25 protein-coding genes and 1 pseudogene are annotated in these 24,764 nt (G+C 41.4%); 5 read left to right on the top strand and 21 right to left on the bottom strand.

Features of this window, described 5'->3' with window-relative positions; translation table 11 throughout:
- Positions 1 to 150 precede the first annotated feature (150 nt).
- From QAI40_RS10800 to QAI40_RS10785, 4 genes are all read right to left on the bottom strand, one after another.
- The gene (locus tag QAI40_RS10800; RefSeq protein ID WP_299977711.1) at positions 151 to 1,257 is read right to left on the bottom strand and encodes a hypothetical protein; all 1,107 of its coding nucleotides are present in this window, start codon (positions 1,255 to 1,257) and stop codon (positions 151 to 153) included.
- Between the two features lie 194 nt (positions 1,258 to 1,451).
- On the bottom strand, positions 1,452 to 2,132 hold the full coding sequence (locus QAI40_RS10795) for a hypothetical protein (RefSeq protein ID WP_299977714.1): 681 nt from the start codon (positions 2,130 to 2,132) through the stop codon (positions 1,452 to 1,454).
- 48 nt (positions 2,133 to 2,180) lie between these two features.
- A complete protein-coding gene (locus tag QAI40_RS10790) occupies positions 2,181 to 2,675 on the bottom strand; it encodes a hypothetical protein (protein ID WP_299977717.1) in 495 nt (164 codons plus the stop codon).
- 381 nt (positions 2,676 to 3,056) lie between these two features.
- A complete protein-coding gene (locus tag QAI40_RS10785) occupies positions 3,057 to 3,221 on the bottom strand; it encodes a hypothetical protein (protein ID WP_299977720.1) in 165 nt (54 codons plus the stop codon).
- 198 nt (positions 3,222 to 3,419) lie between these two features.
- On the opposite strand from QAI40_RS10785, the gene ltaE reads away from it, so the two are divergent.
- Complete coding sequence (gene ltaE / locus QAI40_RS10780) at positions 3,420 to 4,430, top strand: low-specificity L-threonine aldolase (protein WP_299977723.1); 1,011 nt, start codon at positions 3,420 to 3,422, stop codon at positions 4,428 to 4,430.
- On the opposite strand, the gene QAI40_RS10775 is transcribed toward ltaE, so the two are convergent.
- From QAI40_RS10775 to QAI40_RS10750, 6 genes are all read right to left on the bottom strand, one after another.
- Positions 4,427 to 5,227: a glycerophosphodiester phosphodiesterase gene (locus tag QAI40_RS10775; protein WP_299977726.1), complete on the bottom strand. Its 801-nt coding sequence runs from the start codon at positions 5,225 to 5,227 to the stop codon at positions 4,427 to 4,429. The genes ltaE and QAI40_RS10775 overlap by 4 nt on opposite strands.
- An 11-nt stretch (positions 5,228 to 5,238) precedes the next feature.
- On the bottom strand, positions 5,239 to 6,522 hold the full coding sequence (locus QAI40_RS10770; RefSeq protein ID WP_299977729.1) for a citrate synthase: 1,284 nt from the start codon (positions 6,520 to 6,522) through the stop codon (positions 5,239 to 5,241).
- Positions 6,523 to 6,606: 84 nt separating this feature from the next.
- Entirely contained in the window at positions 6,607 to 6,855 is a 249-nt protein-coding gene (locus QAI40_RS10765; protein ID WP_299977732.1) for an FmdB family zinc ribbon protein, read from the bottom strand.
- Positions 6,856 to 6,914: 59 nt separating this feature from the next.
- Positions 6,915 to 8,621, bottom strand: a complete 1,707-nt coding sequence (gene recN / locus QAI40_RS10760) for a DNA repair protein RecN (protein ID WP_299977734.1) — start codon at positions 8,619 to 8,621, stop codon at positions 6,915 to 6,917.
- The gene (locus QAI40_RS10755; protein WP_299977737.1) at positions 8,581 to 9,546 is read right to left on the bottom strand and encodes an iron transporter; all 966 of its coding nucleotides are present in this window, start codon (positions 9,544 to 9,546) and stop codon (positions 8,581 to 8,583) included. Before QAI40_RS10755 ends, recN begins: the two co-directional genes overlap by 41 nt.
- Positions 9,530 to 9,838, bottom strand: coding sequence for a hypothetical protein (locus QAI40_RS10750; protein ID WP_299977740.1), 309 nt, complete (start codon positions 9,836 to 9,838; stop codon positions 9,530 to 9,532). Before QAI40_RS10750 ends, QAI40_RS10755 begins: the two co-directional genes overlap by 17 nt.
- Positions 9,839 to 9,905: 67 nt before the next feature.
- Here QAI40_RS10750 and QAI40_RS10745 point away from each other — a divergent pair, with 67 nt between their 5' ends.
- A complete protein-coding gene (locus QAI40_RS10745; RefSeq protein WP_299977857.1) occupies positions 9,906 to 11,060 on the top strand; it encodes a TraB/GumN family protein in 1,155 nt (384 codons plus the stop codon).
- A 72-nt stretch (positions 11,061 to 11,132) separates the two neighbouring features.
- Here QAI40_RS10745 and QAI40_RS10740 read toward each other — a convergent pair whose 3' ends face one another.
- Genes QAI40_RS10740 through QAI40_RS10730 form a run of 3 tightly spaced genes read right to left on the bottom strand, consistent with a single transcriptional unit; the run spans position 11,133 to position 13,334 of the window.
- Positions 11,133 to 12,356, bottom strand: coding sequence for an aminotransferase class I/II-fold pyridoxal phosphate-dependent enzyme (locus QAI40_RS10740; RefSeq protein WP_299977743.1), 1,224 nt, complete (start codon positions 12,354 to 12,356; stop codon positions 11,133 to 11,135).
- Positions 12,357 to 12,375: 19 nt separating this feature from the next.
- Positions 12,376 to 13,095 carry a phosphoribosylglycinamide formyltransferase gene (gene purN, locus QAI40_RS10735; protein ID WP_299977745.1) on the bottom strand — a complete coding sequence of 240 codons (720 nt, stop codon included), beginning with the start codon at positions 13,093 to 13,095 and terminating at the stop codon, positions 12,376 to 12,378.
- Between the two features lie 20 nt (positions 13,096 to 13,115).
- Positions 13,116 to 13,334, bottom strand: coding sequence for a hypothetical protein (locus tag QAI40_RS10730; RefSeq protein ID WP_299977749.1), 219 nt, complete (start codon positions 13,332 to 13,334; stop codon positions 13,116 to 13,118).
- Between the two features lie 88 nt (positions 13,335 to 13,422).
- On the opposite strand from QAI40_RS10730, the gene polA reads away from it, so the two are divergent.
- A complete protein-coding gene (polA, locus tag QAI40_RS10725) occupies positions 13,423 to 16,104 on the top strand; it encodes a DNA polymerase I (protein ID WP_299977751.1) in 2,682 nt (893 codons plus the stop codon).
- A 104-nt stretch (positions 16,105 to 16,208) separates the two neighbouring features.
- On the opposite strand, the gene QAI40_RS10720 is transcribed toward polA, so the two are convergent.
- A complete protein-coding gene (locus QAI40_RS10720; RefSeq protein WP_299977754.1) occupies positions 16,209 to 17,501 on the bottom strand; it encodes a 4Fe-4S dicluster domain-containing protein in 1,293 nt (430 codons plus the stop codon).
- A gap of 257 nt (positions 17,502 to 17,758) precedes the next feature.
- On the opposite strand from QAI40_RS10720, the gene QAI40_RS10715 reads away from it, so the two are divergent.
- A complete protein-coding gene (locus QAI40_RS10715; RefSeq protein ID WP_299977757.1) occupies positions 17,759 to 18,586 on the top strand; it encodes an NAD(+)/NADH kinase in 828 nt (275 codons plus the stop codon).
- Between the two features lie 9 nt (positions 18,587 to 18,595).
- Here the strand turns inward: QAI40_RS10715 and leuD are convergent, their stop codons facing one another.
- From leuD to QAI40_RS10695, 4 genes are all read right to left on the bottom strand, one after another.
- Positions 18,596 to 19,120 (bottom strand): 3-isopropylmalate dehydratase small subunit, encoded by a 525-nt coding sequence (gene leuD / locus QAI40_RS10710; RefSeq protein WP_299977760.1) that lies wholly within the window; start codon positions 19,118 to 19,120, stop codon positions 18,596 to 18,598.
- An 11-nt stretch (positions 19,121 to 19,131) separates the two neighbouring features.
- Positions 19,132 to 20,418: a 3-isopropylmalate dehydratase large subunit gene (locus QAI40_RS10705; RefSeq protein ID WP_299977763.1), complete on the bottom strand. Its 1,287-nt coding sequence runs from the start codon at positions 20,416 to 20,418 to the stop codon at positions 19,132 to 19,134.
- A gap of 15 nt (positions 20,419 to 20,433) precedes the next feature.
- Positions 20,434 to 21,018, bottom strand: a complete 585-nt coding sequence (locus tag QAI40_RS10700; RefSeq protein WP_299977766.1) for a helix-turn-helix domain-containing protein — start codon at positions 21,016 to 21,018, stop codon at positions 20,434 to 20,436.
- A gap of 72 nt (positions 21,019 to 21,090) precedes the next feature.
- Positions 21,091 to 21,741, bottom strand: a complete 651-nt coding sequence (locus tag QAI40_RS10695) for an IMPACT family protein (RefSeq protein WP_299977768.1) — start codon at positions 21,739 to 21,741, stop codon at positions 21,091 to 21,093.
- A 296-nt stretch (positions 21,742 to 22,037) separates the two neighbouring features.
- On the opposite strand from QAI40_RS10695, the gene QAI40_RS10690 reads away from it, so the two are divergent.
- On the top strand, positions 22,038 to 22,940 hold the full coding sequence (locus QAI40_RS10690; protein WP_331520635.1) for an exopolyphosphatase: 903 nt from the start codon (positions 22,038 to 22,040) through the stop codon (positions 22,938 to 22,940).
- On the opposite strand, the gene QAI40_RS10685 is transcribed toward QAI40_RS10690, so the two are convergent.
- From QAI40_RS10685 to QAI40_RS10675, 3 genes and pseudogenes are all read right to left on the bottom strand, one after another.
- Entirely contained in the window at positions 22,937 to 23,233 is a 297-nt protein-coding gene (locus QAI40_RS10685) for an MTH1187 family thiamine-binding protein (RefSeq protein WP_299977771.1), read from the bottom strand. The genes QAI40_RS10690 and QAI40_RS10685 overlap by 4 nt on opposite strands.
- A gap of 85 nt (positions 23,234 to 23,318) precedes the next feature.
- Positions 23,319 to 24,560, bottom strand: coding sequence for an ABC transporter substrate-binding protein (locus QAI40_RS10680; protein ID WP_304511625.1), 1,242 nt, complete (start codon positions 24,558 to 24,560; stop codon positions 23,319 to 23,321).
- A gap of 9 nt (positions 24,561 to 24,569) precedes the next feature.
- Positions 24,570 to 24,764 (bottom strand): annotated as a pseudogene (locus tag QAI40_RS10675) (ABC transporter substrate-binding protein); the annotation flags it as partial.

Genomic DNA, 24,764 nt, shown 5'->3' with positions numbered 1-24,764 from the left:
TTACTCGGTCTCGGCCCGGTAATCTTGGTGAAACGCCCTGTGCGGACCCGCATGCAGGGTGTTGTGGGGGCTGGGGGATTAAAACCCCCGGCTACCCGATTGGATTAAGTAAGATGGCCCCGGAATCTCGGAATCTCTCATTTGTTTTATTCACTTGGAATTATAGCTCATATACTTAGCACTAAGATTGAAATAATGGACTTCACCTGACTGTATCACAACATTCCATTCCGCTGTTTCCTGAGAATCACCATCCCAAAATAAGAAAGTTACTTGAACGCTCCCGTTTCCCATAATTTTTGCAGACCAGCCATCACGAGTGCTTATTCCAGAGGCTGATATAAACTGACTCACTACCTCTCCTACTGGTTCCGATGATATTTTCCCGTCAATTTCAAGGAGAGATGTCTTCACCAAGTTTATCGCTTTTTCAAGATCAACATCTTGAGGTGGAGTGTCTGTAGGCCCTAGTGGAGGCACAAGATTAAAAACACCAAATACTCTTTTTTCAGATTCTGGCAATTCTGGATGAACATCTTGAACAAATTGTCCCGTGATACCTTTACCGTTCATTCCAATTATGGAAAGAACTACATCAGGTTGCTGCCATGGTCGATTGAAATGTGCCAGTATCTCAACTGAATACCAAGCGTGGGGATGAGGTAGCTCTTTATTGGTGAATGGACCGGCAATAAATGTGCTATTATATACAGCAACCTTAGTCTGACCGAGTAGATGCTGGTTAGAGTATCGTTTTAGATTGATCATTAATTTTGTTTTTTCAGGAAGGTTTGTAACACCTCCAACTATCAATCCACCATTTGAATCTCTATGAAGAGAAAATTCTATCTCGACATAAAATGGCATCTGCCCTTGTGGTTGACCTAATAAGCTGCGAGTTATAGCCTCTGCCTGCCTCTGCCATTCTTGAAGAAGTTCTACAGTATACAGGGTCTCGTCGTCATCAATTTCTTTTGCATGAGTTTGACAAAGCCAAATACCATTTTCTGAGGAACTCCTCTCTTGTGATGTTAGAGAAGAATTGTATCTTGCTCCACTAGGTGAAGCGGACGTGATATGTGCAGCGACACCGATATTAGTCAGGGCCAACGGCCCATCGTTACTGGGGCCCGCAGTCAAAGCCCGACATTCGGGTTTTGAACAACAAAAGCCCGCACGATGAGCTAAAGCAGCTTTCGTTTTTGGATTAAAATCATCTCTAACTGAATTCTGATCTTTCCTGATTATAGTAGACACAAAATAATACCTTTATCTCGTATGATTATGTTTTTTATTAATCCCATGTTCTTTTGGGACGAACACCCAACATCACCGGTGAAACCCGGTGTATGTTGATTGTTGAGTTCCCCTTCAATTGTGGATAATATTAGACTCTTTGTTTTTAATTCACAATTCAAGATGTGACCCCGATGATCCTTCAGTTTAAATGATTAAGGTTCTGTAAGGTGTATTGCTATTTCAATTTGATTTTCAACCAAATCATTAACAAGGGTTTTTAAATTTTTATAGATAATTGGTCTAACTTCTGGTTGCCAATCATCATTATTAACAACGATATACACTATTCTTCTTTTGATACATCCGTGATTATAAGCTTTCAATTGACTTATGGCCTTATTAACTACAATCTCAACTTGAGATTGCAATCCTGCATTAAGCTCATAGTTTACTTCTTTACATAAACCATTTTTTCGACGTTTTATTTCTATGTCTGATTTGTTAATTGTTTTGACTTCGCATAGAAATTTTGTTTCACCATACCATCCCAATAAATCTGGAGTTTTTATTCCTTGTTTTTTCGAGCATGGAATAAATTGAACTTCTTTGCACCCATTATCTAAGAGATAGCCATAACCTTTAGCTTCGTTGAGTCTATTGAAAAGTGGTGACCACCCACGATCTTCGCTATATTGACATAATTCATGACTAAACTCTTTTTTTAAATAAACCCAAGATTCTAAATCTAAACGATTTAATTCTTTTGCCAGTTGAACATATTGCTGCTTGTGCGACTTTAAAAGATTATCAAGATCATCAAAATAGCAAATTTCAGGGTTGTTGCAATGGTTACACAGTACTTTTAATTCATATAATCTTTCAAATTCAAGCATATACAACCTCAATAATAATTGTCATCCAGTAGTAAGGGTTGGAGGTAATTATTTGTTAAGTTCACTTTTGCAATACCTACAAATTATTGCTTGTTTTTTTATTTTTTCAGCACAATATGGACATGTCAGTAATTCCTCATCTTCTTGTTGTAATTCCGTTGTTGGTGCTGATAGCATTAGCTGTTCTATAAATTGCCAAAGATCCGTTTCTATTTTTTTTGTCCATCCTGCAGCCAGACCACTTCCCACTAAACTTAACCCTCCTGTTAATAATGTGCCTACTCCAACAGCACCCATATTTTGAACCCATTGACCAGTTTTCATGTCAATTTCAGTACTAATTGACGAACAATTGATTATAAAGGTAAATGCACGTGCCCCGCCTAAAGCACTTCTTAACATTCCAGATTTTTTTGCTTGAATCATGCATGTTTCTTCTAATTTCTGGCTTTGAATCTCAAATTGTCGTTGTCTGAACCAGCCTTCTACAGAGTTGGCTATTTTGGTTATATCGACCTTTTTATTATAAGTTTTACTCGCCATATTAAACTCCTTGGTAAAATTGAATTAATTAAAAAAAATAACAAGTAGTTGAGCGGTTGTCCGCATATCATTCTAAATATTGATAATCAACCGCATATCTTTAAAATATGGGGCATATCTGACTATTAAAATAAAAAAAATTGAATCAAGAATTTCTTAGCAACATTTCTAAAGCTTGTAAAGGCATTTCGACTGATCAACTTTGGTGGAAATATAATTGATTCAGGAAGGACTTGGCAGATTAAACTAAATTAATTGGGGGCTTGAACTTAATCAAAAAACCAATTCTCTAAAATCGTTAATTTTGTTAAAGTACGTGGATATAAAGTCTTGTTGCGCCCATGCCTGGCGCTTAAAATAAAAACCGGCAGACAAAGCGATTCATCTGCCAATTGAGGAAAAGCGTGTGATCCCCTGGGAAGAAATCGACCGGGCAAAAATTCCCGGACATGAAGGAGACGTCACACTGCTGAAGCGAAGCTCGGAATTCTCGATTCGAACCGTCACCGTACGAGCCCGCAAATCCGGAAAAATCAGGTTTGGCATAAAGTGCATCCCTTAGCATCATAATTCTGTACAACTTTATATTGACGTCTTTGAACAAAACCTCTTGCCATAGGCGAGGGTAACGTTGCTTGCGCAAATCATTGTTGTTTTATTTTCTTTTCATAAGTGTTCATAGAAATTCTGATAAAAACATGGTAACAACAGGCAATACACTATTTATAGAAAGTTGAAAAAATAATGAAACAAATTGATCTAAGAAGCGATACCGTCACAAAACCTTCGGCTGACATGATGGAAGCAATGATGAAGGCTGAGGTGGGCGATGATGTGTATGGAGAAGATCCCACCGTGAATGAGCTTGAAGCCCTTGCAGCCAAACGGCTGGGAACACAAAGTTCCATTTTCTGTACCAGCGGCACCCAGAGCAATCTTTTGGCCCTGCTGGTTCATTGTGAAAGAGGAGATGAATATATTGTGGGGCAGCACGCCCATACTTACCGGTATGAAGGCGGTGGCGCGGCAGTGCTTGGAAGTATTCAGCCCCAGCCCCTGGATTTTGAAAAGGACGGAACCTTAAATCTTGAAAAGGTATCACAATTTATCAAACCCGATAATTTCCATTATGCCAATACAAAACTCTTATGCCTTGAAAATACCCAGGCCGGAAAAGTACTGCCTTTGGATTATCTTAAAAAAGCAAATAAATTCGCAATAGACAACAGGCTGATGCTTCATCTTGACGGGGCAAGAATCTTTAATGCTGCCGTAAAACTTAAGGTTGACGCCAAAGAGATCACAAAATATTTTGACACGATTTCCTGCTGCCTGTCAAAAGGCCTGGGCGCTCCTGTAGGGTCTGTTCTATGTGGGTCAAGAAATCAGATAAAAAAAGCAAGGCGCTGGCGAAAGGTTTTGGGCGGCGGCATGAGACAGGCAGGTATCCTTGCAGCCGCAGGTATTTTTGCCCTTTTAAACAATATTCAACGACTTGAAGAAGACCATGAAAATGCCCTGACCCTGGCCAAAGGATTATCCAAAATTGATAATATTCACATCAATATGGAGACGGTTCAAACCAATATCCTTTTTGCAGACATCAAGGCGGATATGGACGTTCTTTGTGATTTTTTAAAGGAAAAGGGAATCCTCATTGATAAAAGCAATGATTTAAGACTTGTGACTCACCTGGATATATCAACCGAAGATATTGAGGTTACCATCCAGGCGTTCAAAGCATTCTTTTATTAGGATCCTGTGGCGAATAATTGCGGAAAACCTGTAATTATACCGTCAACACCCAGATTTACAAACCGTGAGAAGGCTTTGGGGTCATTTACGGTAAACAGGTTAATCTTCTTGCCTTTGGCTTTAAGCTGCTTAATCTTTTCTGAATCAATCAGACTGGCGTTGACATTATAGGTCAAAAAGGACCAATCCCCGAAATCAAGGAGATCGGCATCATTTTCCCCAACCAGGGCCTGAACCTCAATATCAGGTTCTTTTTTCATAACCCTTTTGAGCCAGTCATGGTTAAAAGACGAAATAACCACCTGGTTCAAAGGAATCCGGGTGTGATAGATCATATCAAGTGTCTGATCAGGCACAAATAAGTCTCCGGACGCAGAAGAATAATCTTTAAGTTCAAGATTGATTTTCCAATTCATTTTTTTTGTAAATAAAAGCCCTTGTTCAAGGGTGGGGACGGGTTCTTTTTTAAAAGAGGATAATGCTTTTTTTGTAACATTACCTGCTGATATCTGACAAAAAGGGTCTGTATCAACAAAATACGATCCTGCATCCAGGAGCTGAATATCTTCCAAAGAAAAATCCCTTACAAGATATGACGGCCTTGACGGGAACCTTGACACCGCATTGGTACACCTTAAAAGAGTTTTATCATGAAACAGGACCAGGTGCCTGTCGCGGGTAGCATTTATATCTGTCTCCCAAAGATCGGCACCTGTTTCATAAGCAATTTTAGCTGCGATCAGGGTATTTTCCGGTGCAATACTTCTGGCACCCCTGTGAGCAATTACCTGGACCATGGGTAGATTAACTAACCTCGATCATCAATGGGAATATAGTCCCGGCTTTGATCACCGGTATAGACCTGACGCGGTCGCGATATCCTCATCTCAGGGTCAGCCACGTCCTCTTTCCACTGAGCGATCCATCCCGGCAAGCGGCCTATGGCAAACATAACTGTAAACATATTGGTGGGAATCCCCATGGCACGCAATACAATGCCGGAATAAAAATCTACATTGGGGTAAAGATTCTTGTCTTTGAAATACGAATCTTTTAGTGCTGTTTCCTCAAGCCGTTGGACAATATCCAGCAGTGGGTCTTTTCTTTTAGTTTTTGCGAGGATAATATCACACATCTTTTTCATGATCTTTGCCCTTGGATCATGCGTCTTATAAACCCTGTGCCCGAATCCATAAAGCCTGAAAGGGTCATTGCTGTCTTTTGCTTTTGAGATGCACTCCTTGACAGTCATCCCGTCGTTATGGATTTTTTCGAGCATATTGACCACTGCCTGATTTGCTCCGCCATGCAGGGGTCCCCAAAGTGCTGAAATTCCTGCTGAAATCGCTGAATAAATATTGACCTTACCACTTCCCACAACCCTTACAGCTGTGGTGGAACAATTCTGCTCATGATCGGCATGAAGAATCCAGAAGACATTCAAGGCCCTGACCATGTCATCATCCATACGATAAGGAACCACCACATTGTCAAACATCATGTTTAAAAAATTAGCACAATAACACAGATCCGGCCTTGGATAGACAACCTTTTCCCCTAATGAAATCCTGTAAGCCATTGCCGACATTGTCCTGATTTTGGAAATCAGACGAAGATATGTTTTGTTCATATCCTCCTCAATATCAATCAGTTCCGGATAAAAACTTCTCATTGCATTGACCATGGCTGAAAGAATTCCCATGGGGTGTGCTTTGGGGGGATAATTCTGGTAAAACGCTTTCATATTCTCGTGCAAGGGAGAAAAATCGTTCAAATAAACACTGGTCCGGGTTAATTCCTCCCGGGAGGGAAGATGTCCTGAGATCAAGAGAAATGCGGTTTCTACAAAAGTTGAATGTTCGGCCAGCTGCTCAATCGGGACACCCCGGTATCTTAAAATTCCCTTTTCCCCATCCATATAGGTAATAGTACTTCTGCAGGTTCCGGTATTTCCGAATCCGGGATCAAATGTAATATATCCTGTCTCCTGCCGCAGGCTTCTGATATCAATCGCCTTCTCGCCTTCTGAACCTTCAATCACCGGAAGTGACAGTTCTTTTCCGTCAATTACAAGTTTGACAAATTCTTTCAAAAAAACCTCCTTTGCCTTATGCGGCTGCTTTACATCAAATTTAAAATGGAGAAGAACTTAGGATGGTAAATGAATCTTGCGAGGCTATCTTGTCTCACCTGAAACGGTATAAGTTTTGCAGGATCCGCTGGAGCATTCTCTTTCCTGGGTCTGAACACCTTTGGATTGCCCTGAAGATGAACTTCCTATGGCAAAATTGGTTTTGGAAACAACTCTTTCAAATTCCTCTGATTTGCATTTGGGACAAGCAGCAGTATCATCATTATTTGAGCCCATTACAAGAACTTCAAAAAATTCTTCGCATTTTGAGCATTTAAATTCATATATTGGCATAAAAACTCCTTTATTCAACTTTTCAATAACTATTTAAATTAACCATATATGACCATTTGTCAAGATGATGTCTGTTCAAGAAGCTCCCTGGCATGGGTCAGGGTTGCGTCTGTAATACTGGCCCCGCCAATCATCCTGGCAATTTCTTCAATTCTCGCAGTCTCTTCTGCCAAGGGGACAATGGCTGTGAAGGTCCGCCCATCGATCACATCTTTGGATATCCTGAACTGGTTTGCGGCATATTTTGCAATCTGGGCCAGATGCGTAATACAGACCACCTGATGCTTTTGAGACAATTGTTTTAATTTAAGACCGACTTTTTCAGATATTGCCCCCCCGATACCGGCATCCACTTCGTCAAAAATCAATGTTTCCAGGGACTTACTTTTTGATAAAACCACCTTTAATGCCAAAACAATTCTTGACAGCTCGCCGCCTGAAGCAATTTTAACAAGCGGCTTTAATGCTTCACCAGGATTTGGACTGAGAAGAAAGCGGATTTTATCCATTCCGTCCGGCCCTATTTTTTCCCGATCAGCTGTCGCAATATCTTCCAAGTCATTTGTGATCCCGCTGGAAAAGGCAACTTCAAACTTTGCTTTTCCCATTTCAAGGGCATCCAATTCAGCTTTTGCAAGTTTAGATAATTTTTTTCCTGCTGTTTTTCTTAAGGCTGATAACTTTTTTGCCTTTTGCTCGATCTTTTTTGAAAAAACTTGAATATCATTTTCAAAGGCTTTTATCTGACTTTCAATCTCAGTAGTGTGAAAGAGCTTTCGTCGCATGTCTTCATATGCATCAAACAACGCATCAAGGCTTCCGCCATATTTTCTTTTCAGCCTGGAAATCAGGTCCAGTCTTTGATCCGTTATCTCAAGGGAGGCCGGATCAAGATCAATGGTAGAAGAGAAATCCCTTAATTCACTGGCAATATCCTGCAACTCAAATATGGTACTGGAAAACTGCTGTGCAATTTTTTCAAGAGATTCATCCGCCATACTTACTTTTTCCATACCATTTCTCAAAAAAGACAGTCTCTCGATAAGAGACCCTTCCCTGTCATGGATCTCATGGATGGAACGATTGACTGCTTCAAATATTTTTGATGCATTCAATAATGCCTTACGCTTTTTTTCAAGATCTTCATCTTCATTGGGCAAAATAGCAGCATCACTGATTTCATTTATCTGAAACTCCAGAAAATCCTGTTCTTTTCTTTTTGCATCCAGACTTTGGGTAAGCTCTCTTATCTTTCTCTTCAAAGGGAGAATGGTCTGGTACAGGCTTCTGACTTCATTTTTCAGGCCTGCCGTCTCTGCGAACTCATCTAAAATATCCAGGTGGTTTTCTTCTTTTAAAAGCCCCTGGTGGGCATGCTGGCTTGAGATACCGGCAAGATTGAAGGTCACCTGTTTTAAAAGATCCAGGGTTGACTGCCTTGAATTGATAAACACACGGCTTTTGCCCGAAGATGAGATAACCCGGCGGACAATCAGGCCCTCCGAACCATCAATGCCCTGCTTTTTTAAAATCATGGCAGCCCGTGAATGCTCATCAAAATCAAAGAAAGCCTCCAATTCTGCATTGTCACAGCCTGCTCTCACCAGATCAGCCGAAGCTCTACCGCCGAGCAACAGATTGACTGCCTCAATAATGATTGACTTTCCCGTACCGGTTTCTCCGGTTAATACGGAAAATCCGTCTTGAAATGAAATCCGTATGTCATCAATGATCGCAAAATTTTTTATGGCAAGCTCGCTTAGCATAAAGCCTCCTTGCAGATAAAAAAAATGAATACAGCCAGACAGCGATGATGGCAGCAACCAGTCTTGGAATCCACAACCAGAATACCGGCAGCCCTAAAAGCAGAAACAGGGCAGGGTCTTCAATCATGCCATGGTTGATTCCAATGGACAGATGAAGTTTGGTTAAGTCCTCTTTTTTATACTCATTGGATTGAGTCTCTTCAACAATGACTGCCGCACCATAGGCCAGCCCGAAAATAGAGGCTGTCAGCCACAGCATCCCGGTTGAACGGCTCAAACCCATAACAGAGAGAGCCGGAGATGCCATTTTAGTTATAAAGGTTATAATATTAAACGTTTTCGCCAATTCCAGAATTACCATCAGCGGCATGATAATACAAAAAATCTGGACTGTCAGTTTAAAGGTTCCCCATCCCCATAGCTTCAACATTACCATAAACGGTTTTGATTCCTGCGGATAGGCTCCTAAGCCCACCGCCCCACCCGATTCAGGTGTTACACCCATAATTTTTGCACAAACAAAGGTGACAATCAAAGCCATGAATAATCTGAAAAAAGCTGCAAAAAAAAGATTAATACCAGAATTTCCCTGTATAATACTTTCCTGGATCAAGTTATGGGATATCAAGATAAAAATGGCGATCAGGATCATATGTTCCATGGAAAAGGTCATAACAGAAAGAGCTGCCACGACTCCGTAGGGCCCGGTAAAAAGACCGATAATTAAGACAAGGGCGGCAGATGCCGGCAGGGACAGCCAGGTCATGACCGGTGTCAGAAGAAAATCAAGTTTATAAATAATCCCGAAATGAACCAGCAGGGCGGTGGCAAAAGAGACGGGAAGTATAATCTTTAACAGCCAGACAAGACCTTTCCAGCCTTTTATCAGGCCTTGCCTTAAAGCTTCTTCAGTCCTGTTGGTCATTAGAAGGGGCTGCTTTGTTCACATTTTTTTTGACGGTTTCATCGACAGTGGCATAAATATCTTTAAATGCTTCATGAAGATTTGATGGAGACAGCCTTCCCATTTCAATGAATTTGACTATCATCTCCTTTGTCGCTCTCAATATCTGTTCGTCAATTGATTTCATAATGATCTGAATATCAAAACTGTTGGTCAAGGTCAAGAATTTGGATGATTTTATATTGCCATGGATCAGATAATGGTTATAATACGATTCTATTTTAATTGATTTGAAAGGGTTTATAAGGTTCATGGAAAATTTCTCCCCAGAAAGATCGGATAAACCGAGTAAAGTAAATAAGGAAGAAAAAAAAGACGGCATGGTAAGCCAAATATCCTGTAGTGGAAAAGAGATAATTCTAATCGGCACTGCTCATGTGTCAAGACAGAGTGCTAAGCTTGTGGAAAATACCATCCATGAACAAACCCCGGACACTGTCTGTGTCGAACTTTGCGGAACAAGGCTTGCCTCACTCAAAGATGCGGACAGGTGGCGCAACATGGATATTGTAAAGGTCATTAAGGAGAAAAAAGCACTGCTTTTATTTGTGAACCTTCTTTTGGCCTCTTTCCAGAAAAAGATGGCTGATAAATTTGATATCAAACCCGGCCAGGAAATGATCAATGCCATCAATGCAGCAGAAAAAATCAATGCCTTAATCGTTCCCTCGGATCGTGAAATCCAGATTACCCTTTCAAGGGCCTGGAGCGGAATGGGACTGTGGGAAAAATTAAAGCTCATGTTCTCCCTTGTCTTCTCTTTTGGTGCCTCCGATGATATTAATGAAGAAGATATTGAAAAAATGAAGCAGGAAGATATCCTTCAAACTCTTTTGTCAGATGTAAAAAAGACACATCCCATTATTGAAAAAACCCTGATCAATGAAAGGGACCAGTTCCTGGCAGAAAAAATCAGATCTGCCCCGGGTGAAAAAATCGTTGCTGTTGTGGGCGCTGCCCATACCCCGGGAATTAAAAAATATCTTGCCGGCAATGAAAAGATAGACCTTGATGAACTCAATAAGATCCCCCCGGCAGGTAAGACCGGAAAAATTTTAAAATGGGCTATTCCGGCAGCCATTTTTCTGCTATTCGCAGCAGGATTTCTAATGGAGGGTAAAAATGCAGGAACTGATATGATCTGGATCTGGATCGCTGCCAATGGCATTTTTGCAGGGATTGGCGCTGCTCTTGCTCTTGCTCATCCCCTTACCATTATCTCATCAATACTTGCAGCCCCTTTAACCTCTTTAAATCCTATGATTGCAGCAGGTTGGGTATCCGGACTTGTGGAAGCCTTTTCCAGAAAACCAAAAATAAAAGACCTTGAAGCAATCCCTGAAGATATCGTATCCATAAAAGGCTTCTGGCGCAATAATGTGACCCGGATTCTTCTGGTGGTTATTTTTACTAATCTGGGATCAACCATAGGAACCATGACAGCCGTACCACTGATGCTCAAACTGATCAACTGATCCACGGAATGTGGATATGAAATCCTGTTCAGACTTAGATTAAGAAACAAATCTTCAAAGACGGCTGCACCACTAAACACCTCCTTCCAGGCCGCGTTCAACAGCAAGGGCATTCAACACACCAACCATACGATCCAGGGCTGACGACCACTCATTTTCATCGCGGGCATAGCAAAGTCGGAAATGACCATCCCCCTGTATACCAAACTGATAGCCGGGACTGACCAGAATTGCAGCCTCTTTCATCAAGGCCTTTGCAACCTCAGAATCGCTCATCTGTAATGCAGATACATCCGGCCACACATAGGCGGTACCTGCCTGAGCTTCAAGCTGCAACCAGGGCAATCGGCGCAAACTTTCAATTGTCATTGTGCGCAATGAGGTAAACTCCGGCAACCGTTTTTGTAACCACTCGTTATCATCACGCAGCCAGATTGGAAGTAGATGCTGCGCGTAGGCCGGTGCTCTTAAAGAGGTAATCGAAAGAACATTTTCAAGCCGGGGCATCAATTGTGCTGGTCCGACTACAACTCCCAGCCGATAGCCACTGAGAGACTCTGTCTTGCTAGGCCCTAGCAACGTAATCACGCGCTCTTGCATCCCCGGCAATGAGACAAAATGAGTATATTGGTGTGGTTTATGAACAAGCCGTGAATAAAGAGAATCAACTACTATAGTTACATCGTAGCATAAAACCAGCTTTGCCATTTCTTCAAGAACATGTCTGGGATAAATATATCCGGTGGGGTTGTTGGGATTTGAAAAAACCAGCACACGGGCACCGTTTTCAGCAAACTCATATTCCAGTGCCTCAAGGTCAATGCTGGGTGCCGTGCTGCTTTGATGTAATGGGACGTATCCGATATCGGCTCCCAGAAATTGCAGAATCCGGGCGTTAAAAAGATAGTCAGGGTCAACCAGGGCAATACGGTCTCCATCTCCTGCAAGCGATGCCAGTGTCGTAAACAAACCTGCCTGTGTCCCCGGAGTCAACACAATGTTTTGCTCCGGATCAACGGCAACTCCCAAAAATCGACTTAGGGAATCACCCAATGCCTTTAACACAGCAGCATTCCCACGGTACGGCGTATACGCAAACGATCCGTTTTTTGCAGCGCGCTCGAATTCGCCAACTGCCCATGATGGTGGCGGGAAACGGACGGTATCAAAATGTGTTGTATCAAGAAAATTCTCGGGTGCAAAGGACAGCAGATCCAGATCCGCCTGTCTGGCACTACTTCCAGCAACTCGATTCGGAAGCTCCAAACGGTTAATTCTACCTGGTTTTTTATTCATTTCAGCCATCCCCATTGATTTAAAAAGAATCAGCAAATTTTTGAATACAGTGGGGGTAAAGTTCCCACTCTTTTACAAGGCCTTTTTTCTTTATATCATCAAGGGTGTCATCATCTTCGATTTCAAATGCTTTCTGACCGATAATGGGGCCTGTATCTTCCCCGTAATCAATAAAATGGACGGTACAGCCGCCGACCTTACAGCCGTAACCGAAGGTGTCTCCATATCCATCTGTGCCGGGAAAAGAAGGAAGAAGCGCCGGATGAATATTCATTATTTTATACATTCCCGGATCTGTGTTGATCCTGTCAATAAAATAGGGTGTCAACACCCGCATAAATCCTGCCAGGACGAGAAGATCCATGTCATAAGCAAGAATTATATCCAAAAGCTTTCTTTCTGCGATGGCACGGCTTTTTAAAAAAAAAGCAATCTGTTCTTTTGATGCATCGCCTGCAACCAGTTGTTGTTTTGACTGAATCTCCTCTAAATTGAAATCCTTTGGAAGATCTGTCTCTTTTATCCCTTTTTTGCAGGATCGGATAATTTGAGAATAATCCACTACAAAGGTATCAATATTGGCTTTTTGAGCACGTTCCAGCCCCTTCACACCGGGATTGTCAGAGCCTGTAAAAAGGATGTTAGCATCAATCGAGTTGTTGAGGCATGCATCGATAATTGCCTGAAGGTTTGTCCCGCCGCCTGATATCAAAGCTCCAACACTAATTTTCTTTGCCATAGTATCTCCTTTTAAAAATTTTACTGATTGCCATACCCGTTCTGTTCTCCACAATCAGGGCATTCCCAGGTAATCCCGTTACAGGTCATGCCCCAAAGATTCTCATACATGCATTCCTGGCACATGGAAAACCCACATCTGCAATTCCAGCAGAACACAAATTCCTGGTCACAGCAATGACATTGTTTTGACTTTTTCTCACGCCTTTTTTCTTTTCTTGTTTTGACTTTTTGATCCATCACACAAATATACTTCTCCTTTAATAAAAAAGATAGTATATATGCCTTTGATTGAATAAAAATTCAATCTCTAAAAAAAGGTGTTACTATGGCAAATCCCAAAAAAATATTCCTCATCGACGGCAGTGCTTTCTTGTATCGTGCATTTCATGCCATCAAAAGTCTTTCCACATCAAAAGGGCATCCGACCAATGCCACATTTGGTTTTACCAGAATCCTGTTAAAATTATTGAAAGACAATAGTCCTGAGTATGCAGTAGTCCTGTTTGATGTTAAAGGTCCCACATTCAGACATAAAATGTATGATCAATACAAGGCCAACCGTCCGCCCATGCCTGAAGAGCTTGTGATTCAGATTCCTGATATCAAACGAATAATCGCGGCATTAAATATTCCCATTGTTGAAAAACAGGGATTTGAAGCAGACGATCTTGTGGGAACATATTCAAAAATAGCACAGAAAAAAGGGTTTGAAGTGGTCATGGTTACCGGTGACAAAGACTTTATCCAGCTTATTACCGAGAAATGCACCCTGTGGGACCCCATGAAAGACACCATAAAGGATGCGAAAAAAATAAAAGAAGACATGGGAATAGAACCTGGACAGTTTATCGATGTTCTGGGGCTTGCCGGAGACAGTGCGGACAATATTCCCGGTGTTCAGGGAGTCGGACCCAAAACGGCTGTAAAGCTGATTGCCCAATTTGGCTCCATTGAAAATATCTATGAAAATCTTGACAGTCTTAGAAAAAAGAAAAAATTATATGAAAATCTTTGCAACAGCAAAAATATTGTGCTTTTAAGCCGCAACCTTGCCACCATCGATACATCTGTTATTGTAAAAAAACACGTTGAAGATTTCAAACTGGAAGCGTTTGACAGGAAAAAAGCATTCGAATTATTCCAGGAATTTGAATTCAAAGCCCTTGCCGCAGAATTTGCACAAAATGCAGATAAATCCGAAAAAATATATAAACTGATGACAACAATCAAAGAGCTTGAAAAACTGGCCCAGGTTCTTGAAAACAAAGAAATTTTTGCCATTGATACGGAAACCACCTCCAGGCATCCCATGAAGGCGCAACTTGTGGGGATTTCCTTTTCTTTCAGGAAAAACCAGGGGTTTTACATTCCCATCGGCCACACCTTTCCCGACGAATTAGAACAGCCCTCAAAAGGCGACATACTAAGAATTTTCAAGCCTGTCCTTGAAAACCCGGATATTAAAAAAGTCGGACAAAACATCAAGTATGACTATATTGTCCTGTCAAAATTCGGTATTGTCATGCAGGGGATTGCCTTTGATACCATGATTGCATCTTATCTTTTAAATCCGTCTGTAAGGGGTCACAGCCTTGACAGTATTGCCATGAATCTTTTTGGTTATAAAACCATTTCCTATGAAGAGGTGGCCGGTAAAGGCAAAAACCAGATCGGTTTCCAGGAAGTCCCGATTTCCGAAGCAGTGAATTATGCCAGTGAAGATGCTGACATCACTTTTATGGCCTACCAGCATTTTAAAAAGGAAATAAAGAATCAGGGCTTTTCCTATCTAATGGAAAAAATCGAGGTGCCACTTATCACGGTTCTGGCAAACATGGAAATGGAAGGGATTAAAGTAGATCCAAATGTATTAAAACATCTTTCCAACACCTTTAATTTAGAACTGAAAGACCTTGAAAAAAAAATCTATTCCCTTGCCGGTGAAGAATTTAACATCAATTCTTCCCAGCAGCTGGGGATCATTCTGTTTGAAAAATTAAAGTTAAAAGTCATTAAAAAAACAAAAAAGAAAACCGGTGATTCAACAGATGTGGAAGTCCTTACCAAGCTTGCGCAGACCCACGAACTGCCTGAAAAAATGTTAAGATACAGAACCCTTGGCAAACTCAAATCAACCTATGTGGATGCCTTGTATCGGCTCATCAATAAAGAGACGGGAAGAATCCATACCTCATTTAACCAGACCATTACCGTGACAGGCCGTTTAAGCAGTTCCAAGCCAAATCTTCAAAATATCCCCATCCGGAAAAAGGAAGGTAAAAAAATCCGGAAAGCCTTTATCCCTAAAGAAGGTCATCTGCTGATTTCAGCAGACTATTCCCAAATAGAACTTCGAATCCTGGCCCATTGCGCCCAAGATGAAATCCTCATTGAAGCGTTTAACAATGGTGAAGATATTCACACCAGGACTGCCCTGGAAATCTTCCAGGTTTTGCCTCAATTTGTTACTCAGGATTTAAGAAGCCAGGCCAAAACCATTAATTTCGGTATTGTATACGGCATGAGCGGATTCAGGCTGGCCAACGATCTTTCCATCAGCCGTAAGATGGCCAATGCCTATATTGATAATTATTTTAAGCGGTATTCCGGCGTAAAGAAATTTATTGATGATACCATAGAAGAGACTAAAAAAACCGGTGAGGTCTTTACGATTTTCGGGAGAAAACGGCGCCTGGATGATATCAATTCTTCCAATGTAAATGTTCGAAACTTTGCGCAACGGGCAGCCGTCAACACACCGATACAAGGCAGTGCTGCCGATTTAATCAAACTTGCCATGATAAAAATGGACGCTGCCTTACAAAAAAACAACATGGTCTCAAAAATGCTCCTGTCCGTCCATGATGAAATCATATTTGAAACCCCGTTTGAAGAAAAAGACCAGTTGATTGAGCTTGCAAAAAACGTCATGGAAAATGTTCACCCCCTTAAAGTTCCACTGGAAGTCCATTTTGGAACTGGTGAAAACTGGGCCCAGGCACATTAACAGGGAAATCGCATATAAAAATAAAAGATTACTCTTAATATTATCCGTGAAAATATTAACTTTAAAATAAAAGTATCAAAACCAGACTGCCAAAGAAATATTTCTCATATAACACCGGAACTTTCCGTGTATGAGATCAGAGCTTCAAGATAACGGGACTTTATCTGTTGACTGGCCAGAATCTGTTTTACAGGAGGCAGTTTCAGAATTACCCCCAGAACCGCTGCAAGGGCCCGGTGGCTGAACAACACCTTATTATCAAAAATCAGGTGCTGGAGTTTTCCCCGTTCAATGGCCATCATTACAGCTCTGTGGGTCCCATTCAATGGAGTAATGACCCTCTGGGGCAAGGATTTAAGTTCAAGGCTGTCTTCCGTGCATGCCTGGACACAAAGACCGCATCCAAGACATATATCTTCATTAAGGCGGGCTTTTTTCTTTTTTGGTTTTTCAGAATCATTGGCCGACACCAGGGTCATGGCTTCCACCGGACAAATGGTAACACATTTGCCACAGCCAGTGCAGGAATCACTATTGATTTTCGGAATAAAATTAGAAGTGTGTATCGGATTGAATGTTGAAAACCGGCGAGCAGCAATCATGGCTTCACAACAGCATCCGCAGCAGTTACAAATAAAATTAACCCGATCCCTGACATTTTCGCCGAACTGGACCAGGCTGGATTCATATGCCTGTGCAAGAAGGTCCACCCCTTCTGCAACACCTACTGCACGGGCATGACCGTATTTTATCAGAGATCTGCCAGACGTGTTAAATGTCATGCAGATATCCATAGGTCTGTCACAGGCTTTACCTATATGATACATCTTATGACGGCAGTAACAGGTGCTTACACCCATGTGGGATGCAGTTTTAATAACCTGTGATGCCCGCTCGTAATCCAGAACATGAATCGCATTCTCATTGGACAGCACAGGTTCATGGATAAATACACGACCCAGTTGAGTATCACCCATAGTAAAAAGATCTTTTATAAAATCCTCTTCCACGTTCAGATACTGGTAGAATAGCTCGCTTAACACCTTCTGGTCTATATCGTGCCGCACCCGCATCATAGAGAATTCGAAAAAGCCAGCCATGGGTGGAGGCAGGACATATTGGGTAGTGCCTTTTTGATCAATATCCACCAGGATAGCCCGGGACGCGAGCCGGTCCAGAACCTTCCGGGCTTTGGGCAGGCTCATTTTCCAGATTTTAGCTGCTTTGTCAGCAGTAACAGGTTTGATGGGAAGCAGGGAAACCAGATACGCATCTGTTTCTGAAAACAGCATGGCCAGGATTTTATCCAGCAGTATAGAAGGGGGGGCGCCCTGCGGAAACCGGTTTAGGCGATCAATCAGACGAGTATAGCCGGATTTATTGGTGTGATGTGCCATAGTTCAACTTCCCTGGAATTTCTTTTTGAAATTATTTCGTGAATATCATCACTATATAATCCCTTTATATAAGCATTGAAAACCCACTAATGCAATAAAAAATCAATGCCCCTCGTTCAATTAATTTTGAATAAGAATGTTTCCGTAATTTTTAAATCTACGGCCATCACTCTAACCTCTAACCTTTAAACTTGACTTTATGATGTATATACTGCAATAAACGTTGCAGATTACATGATGGAGGCAACGAACAAATCATGAATACTAACCGGATCGGGCTTGTTATAAAAAATGATGCCCACGCTGAAAAAAAAGCCCGTGAGCTTAAAATAAGACTGGGAAACCAGTGTGTTATCATCGATATCCAGCATTCAAAGAACAAAGACATTCCTGAAGATCTTTTGTGCATGATTGTCCTGGGCGGAGACGGCACTTTTTTGAGTGCTGCGCGATTCATAGAAAACCGGGGAATTCCCCTGATGGGCGTCAAATTCGGTGAAGTCGGATTTCTGGCCGAGACCACTGAAGACAATCTTTTTGAGGCAGTAGCTTCACTGCTTGAGGGGAAATATCTCATTCAAAAAAGAACCCGTCTTAATATCAAAGTTGTCCGCGGCAATGAACAAATTATTGATGTGGATGTCCTCAATGATGCGGTGATTAACAAATCAGCCTTGTCAAGACTGGCTTCATGTGCGGTATATCTTGATTCGATCTATTTGACAACTTACAGGGCTGACGGCCTGATTGTCGGAACTCCAACGGGCTCTACGGCCTATTCCCTGGCAGCCGGTGGCCCCGTGGTGAGTCCGGAAGTTCCTTCCATTATCCTGACCCCGATCTGCCCGTTTACACTGACGAACAGACCGTTGATCATACCGGACTCAACAAAAATTGAAATTCGTCTGAAAGGCAGTCCTGAAAATATAATCCTCACCCTTGACGGCCAGGAGGGGTTTGAAATGGATCCAAAAGATAAAATCTTTATCAAAAAAAGCAGAGACGACATAAAGATGCTCTCTTTTGAAGAGCAGTCCTATTTTAAAGTTTTAAAAACCCGTCTTAAATGGAGCGGCGGAAGATAGCTTGCGAATCTAATAATGCTTATCTGCGTACTCTACCCATCCACCGGTTTTAATAAGTGCTCTGTCGAATTCTGAAATTTGAAATTCAATTTTTTTTGTTTGATCTTTTGATTGAATCATGATCACTGACGTTTCAACATCCACTGCGATCTGGACATTGCTCTTTCCAAATTCTTTAAAAATAGTATTGATCCGGTCTTTGGAAAGTTCAATGGCAAGCATACCGCAATTGAACATATTCTGTCTGAATATTCTTGCAAAGCTTGAGGCGATCACAACGTAAATACCGTTCTCTTCAAGAGCCCAGGGAGCATGCTCTCTTGAAGATCCGCATCCAAAATTGTCTTGCGTAACAATCACAGCCTTTTCTTTAATATCCGCTTTCGGATGAAAGCCATCTAATTGTAAATCTTCAAGCAAATGCGGTTTCATGGCTGCTTTTTCAATTTCAGTGAGGTATTTGGCCGGAATGATTTCATCTGTATTGATATCAGAACGATCAAGAAACAATACATTCCCTTTAAATTCTTTCATTATTATCTTCCTTATTTACAATAAAGACTGGAGTTAAAAATTTCGCCTTTAATCGCACTTGCTGCTGCTGTTGCCGGACTCACCAAATGAACCATACCACCCTTGCCCATACGGCCGTTGAAATTTCTATTGGTTGTGGCAGCAGCCACCTCACCATCTGAAAGGACTCCGCTGCTCATACCAAGGCAGGCACCGCAAGTGGGATTTGTCACACAAAAACCTGAATCCATGAAAGTTTTAAGAATACCTTCTTCCATGGCCTGTGAAAATATTTTGGGTGTGGCAGGAGATACAATCCCTCGAACATGGTCGTTGATGATATGCCCTTCAAGAACTTTTGCAGCAATTCTGAGATCTTCAAGCCGCCCGTTGGTACATGAACCGATATAGACCTGATCGAGCCGTATTCCTTTCATTTGGGATACGGGTTTTACATTGTCCGGCTTATATCCAAAGGTTGTTAATGGCTCAAGATCACTCACATCGATTGTTTTATGTTTTGCATAAACAGCATCATCATCCGATCTAAACCTGGAAAATGTATCCAGCGCATCCTGCCTGCTCGAATATTCATCTTTAATAAACTCCCAGAGGTATTCAACCGTTGTCATATCAGGAAGGCATATCCCACTGGTCGCACCTGCTTCAACCGCCATGTTGGAAAGGGTCATCCGCTGATCCATGTTCATCTCATCCACGATATTCCCTCTGAATTCAATGACCATATTAGTGGCCCCGTTTACGGTTATTTCTTTAATGACTTTAAGAATAATATCTTTGGCAAATACGCCTTTTGGCAGCGTTCCAATAATCTCAATCTTATAGGTTTGTGGGGTTTTAAACGTACAGACCCCTTTTAAAATACCCACTTCAAGATCTGTTGTTCCGACACCGGCGGCAAAAGCCCCAAACGCCCCATGTGTGCAGGTATGAGAATCTCCCATAATAATGGTGAATCCGGGCTGAACAAATCCTTTCTCGGGAAATATGGCATGGCAGATGCCATTATGGCCAATATCAAAAAAATCTTTGATACCATGCCGTTTTGCCCATTCCCGCAGAATTTTACCCTGCATGGCAGTTTTAGAATCTTTGGCAGGGGTCACATGATCAATAACCGCTTTAATTTTATCCGGATCAAACACCCGGTCCTTACCCCTTGACACAAGGTCGCGGATGGCTGTCGGGGTTGTGATTTCATGACAAAAAACCCTGTCCAGTTTCAAAACACTGACATCTCCAAAGAGCTCATCTGCTAAATGGGCTTCAAAAATTTTTTCGGCAATGGTTTTTCCCATGATTCTCTCCAAATATTATGATATTTTATCTCCAAAATAATCTTCCCCATCGGCTGGTGTAACCACCCAGTATGCCTGGAAAATCTGATCGGATGAATTTTTAATTACATGAGGTATTTCTGAAAAAAAGGAAACGGAGTCGCCTCTATGAATTTCGTATGTCTCTTCACCATAAACAAGCTGTGCCGATCCCTCAACAACAATCCCCAGCTCACGCCCAAGATGTCCGTCACTTGCATCCCCTCTCTGCTGGCCGGGCGAAAGCTCCAGAAAAAAGGCATTAAAAGAATGGTTTCCCTTGGCCTGACTATCGCCGCAAAGCTTTTCATATTTAAAGCCTTTTCGTTGATAAATCTTCCGATCATCCCTTCTGATAATCTCAACCCGGGAATTGGTTTCATAATCTTTAAAAAATTTATTCGGTGGGATACCATATACTTCTAAAACCTGTAACAAGGTATCCAGGGAAGGAGATATCCGGTTTCTTTCTATTTGCGACAACAAACTGGAACTGACACCGGCCTTTGCTGCAACTTCTTTGATCGTCAATTGTCTTGAAGTTCTGATAGCTCTGAGAAGTGCACCGAGTTTTATTTTCATAGACTCACCATTTTTAAGTATAATTAATTAAAATTTAATAATACTTAAATAAAAATGATTGTCAATATCTTTTTAAGCCGGAATTTTATTCGCTTTCGGTATCCTGCTGAATTTCAATTTTCCCCTGGATTGATATTCAGAGAGAAGCCTGTCCACCTTAGCAAAATTTTTAAGCTCAATTTCAACCGTATGAACAATTTTATCTGTGTAGGTCGTATCTTTAATCCTGCTCAAATAGTTTTTTATCTGATTGAGCAGAGTATCATTAAACCCATAGGAGACCTCAATAAGAATGGTGACTGTCCGGATCAGTTTTTTAAGTTTTTTCAGCTCTATGGTATTTTTCACAGAAGCGCAATAGGCTTCAATCAATCCTCTTACACCAAGCTTAACACCACCGAAATGCCGGGTCACAACGGCTGCAATATTGGTCATGCCATGGCTTTGCATTGTGTTCAGCATGGGTTTTCCGGCAGTTCCCGAGGGTTCTCCTGCATCAGAACAATGAAAAATATCCCCTTTTTCTCCCAAAATATATGCCCAGCAATTATGGGTAGCGGTTTTATTCTCTTTCGAAATCCGGGAAATAAAATTTTTTGCTTTTTCAATGGAGCCCACATATTCCAGGGTGCAAATAAAAATAGACCGTTTGATTTTTATTGTTGTTGCCCGTCGATGTTCAATTGAATAAAAATAATTTTCATCCAGCATGTCTTCATTCATACCTAACTCTGATCAATATCTATTTCTATTTCTGCCACAGTCTCAATCTCTTATATAAAAAAATGAAAATAAAACCAGATACTTCACTGATAATGATAAAACCAGAAAAGCCAGTATGGGTCAAGCAGAAAAGCTTTAATAATAGTATGAAACTTAAAAATTAAAAGAACTTCATCAAGAGCCCTGCAAAAATCATTCTTGAAAAGTCCTTTTTTATGCATTATCAATAAGCAATAATGAACTGATGATGAATAAAATAATGCGGGTATTATATTAGATTCGAAAAGAGTTAATCTATGATGAGAATAGTCACCAGGCCTGATTTTGACGGAATTGTATGTGCTGTCCTGATTTGTCAGGCTGAAAATATTGATACGGATATTTATTGGGTTGAACCCAGTGAGATCCAAACCGGGAAAGCCAGTATCCTAAAAGGCGATATCCTTGCAAATCTCCCCTATTCGCCAAATTGCAATTTATGGTTTGACCACCATATCTCAAACAAGCCGCAAAAAGACTTTAAAGGTGGATTTGAAATTGCGCCTTCTGCTGCCGGTGTTGTTTATAAATACTATAAAAAACAGGATAAACTGGATAACCATTTTGATGAACTGGTCTTTCATACGGATATCATTGACTCTGCTGATCTGAATCAGGATCAGGTAAGGTACCCTGAAAAATATCCGTATATTGTTTTATCCATGACCATCAGGAACCAGGATTATAAAGATGTGCCCTATTGGAACAAATTGGTTGGTCTTTTGATGGGAACAGACATTGACCATGTCCTTGAAGATCTGGAAGTCAAGAAGCGCTGCAGCAGAGTCGTTGTAGAAAATGCAGCCTATAAAAAACATTTATTGAAGCATACAAAAATACTTCACAACATATCAATTACCGATTTCAGATCCCTTGATACCGTGCCAGATGGCAACCGCTTTCTAACCTATTCACTCTTCCCGGAAAGCATTGCCAGTGTAAAAATCAGATTTGACGGTCCTGAACACAAACATGTACTGCTCAGTATCGGCCATAGCCTTTTTAACAGGCAATGTCATGTCAATATTGGAAACCTTCTGGCCCGATTTGGGGGCGGCGGTCATGCCGGTGCCGGGGGCTGTTCATTGAAATCAGAGGTCGCCGATAATGCCATTGAACAGATTCTTGAAATCCTGTTTCAAAACAAAAAAGAACTTTAAAGTTTACTTTTAACACTGGCAACTTTATCCGCCATGGTTTGTTCCCTGTCAATCCTTGTGCCGGCCTTTATTGTGGTCGTTATTCTGGGAGCTCCCATTTCATGGATTCTTTCATGGCATTTTTTTACCACATCAAATACTTTGTCCCAGTCCCCTTCTATATTTGTGCCATATGCATGAAGCTGAGATTCAAGTCCGGCTTTATTGATAATTTCATGGCAAACCGCCACGTATTTTGATACGGAAAGACCAACCCCGATGGGTACCACACAAAGATCTATGATCACATTCATTCTCAAACTCCTTTTGCTTTCATCCAAACAAATAGGCCGAAGGGATAAACTCCGGCCTATTTTAGGTTTAATAAAACATAAGGAATTATGATTTAAACCACCAACGTTCGGTATTTCTCATGCCATCCAGAGCCATGTGTCCTGACATTGGTCCATGTGCCAGCTTATCTGAACTGGCTTCAACCATCTGGTTGTACATGGGAACAATAGTTCCGCCGTCATTCCTGCATATTTCCTGCATATCCTCGTACATCTTTCTGCGTTTATCTGTATCCAGCTCTGCTCTTGCGGCAACCAGCAGTTTGTTAAATTGATCATTTTTCCAGTGGGTATCATTCCAAGGGGCATCTGTTGCGTATGCAACTGAGAACATCATGTCTTCAGTGGGACGTCCGCCCCAATAACACATAACCCACTCTTTTTTAATCCAGACATTGCTCCAATACCCGTCATCAGGCTCTCGGACAACATTTATGTTGATGCCGGCTTTTTTTGCATGTTCTTTGATGAGGACAGCGGCATCCACTGCTCCGGCAAATGCGGCATCTGCAGCATGCAGATTAAAAACATGATCAAGCTTGCCCGCTTTTTTCATATAGAATTTGGCTTTTTCCGGATCATATTTTCTTTGCTCCAGATTTTTTGCATGATATTTATTTACTGGTGCAATGGGATGGTCATTGCCAACCTGGCCATAACCCCGCAAAATTTGTTTCACTAATGCCTCACGGTCAACAGCAAGCTTTAATGCCATACGAACATTATTGTCATTATAAGGGCTTTTATCTACAAGCATTGGTATGGTGTAGTGTGCTGTTCCTGTTGTAGCTAAGACATTTATCCCGGGCATCTTTTTCAAAAGATGTACTGTCTTAAGCTCAACACGATCCATGTAGTTTATCTGGCCTGTCTTTAAAGCATTTGTTCTGGCATTGGTATCAACTATAGACAGGGTCTCAACTTCATCAAAGTGGGCTCTTCCCTCTTTCCAGTAATTGGGATTTCGTTTTGAAAAAGCCCTGACACCCGGTTCCCATCTCTCCAGTATATAACCACCAGTACCAATGCCTTTTTCCCATTCCTGGCCTTTAGTTCCGGCCGGACAAATACTTAAGTGATAATCGCCCAGGATAAACGGAAAATCAGCACTGCCGCCGGAAAGCTCAAAAATAATCTCATATTTCCCGTCAGTTTTAATATTTTCAATACTTTTTAAATATGCTTTAGCTGCAGATTTGGATTCCTCACCACGGTGATGGTTTATGGAAAAAATCACATCCTCTGCAGTCATGGTTTTGCCATTGTGAAATTCTATGCCCTTGCGCAGCTTAAAAGTTCACACTTTTGCGTCAGGAGTTGAGCCCCAGGACTCAGCAAGTTCAGGGATGACATTGAAATTGTGATCGATTTCCACAAGATTGTTTCTTATCTGCCAGTTGACGTTCTGGTTCATGTTGGAAGGGAGTGTTCCTGGGTGCATGGAATCAGTGGTTGACCCGCCAGTAATCCCTATTATAAAACGTCCTCCTTT

This window comes from Desulfobacula sp. (assembly GCF_030611305.1).
Taxonomy (GTDB): Bacteria; Desulfobacterota; Desulfobacteria; order Desulfobacterales; family Desulfobacteraceae; genus Desulfobacula.
The sequence above is the reverse complement of the archived record's forward strand: the minus strand, read 5'-3'. Positions and strand labels throughout refer to the sequence as shown.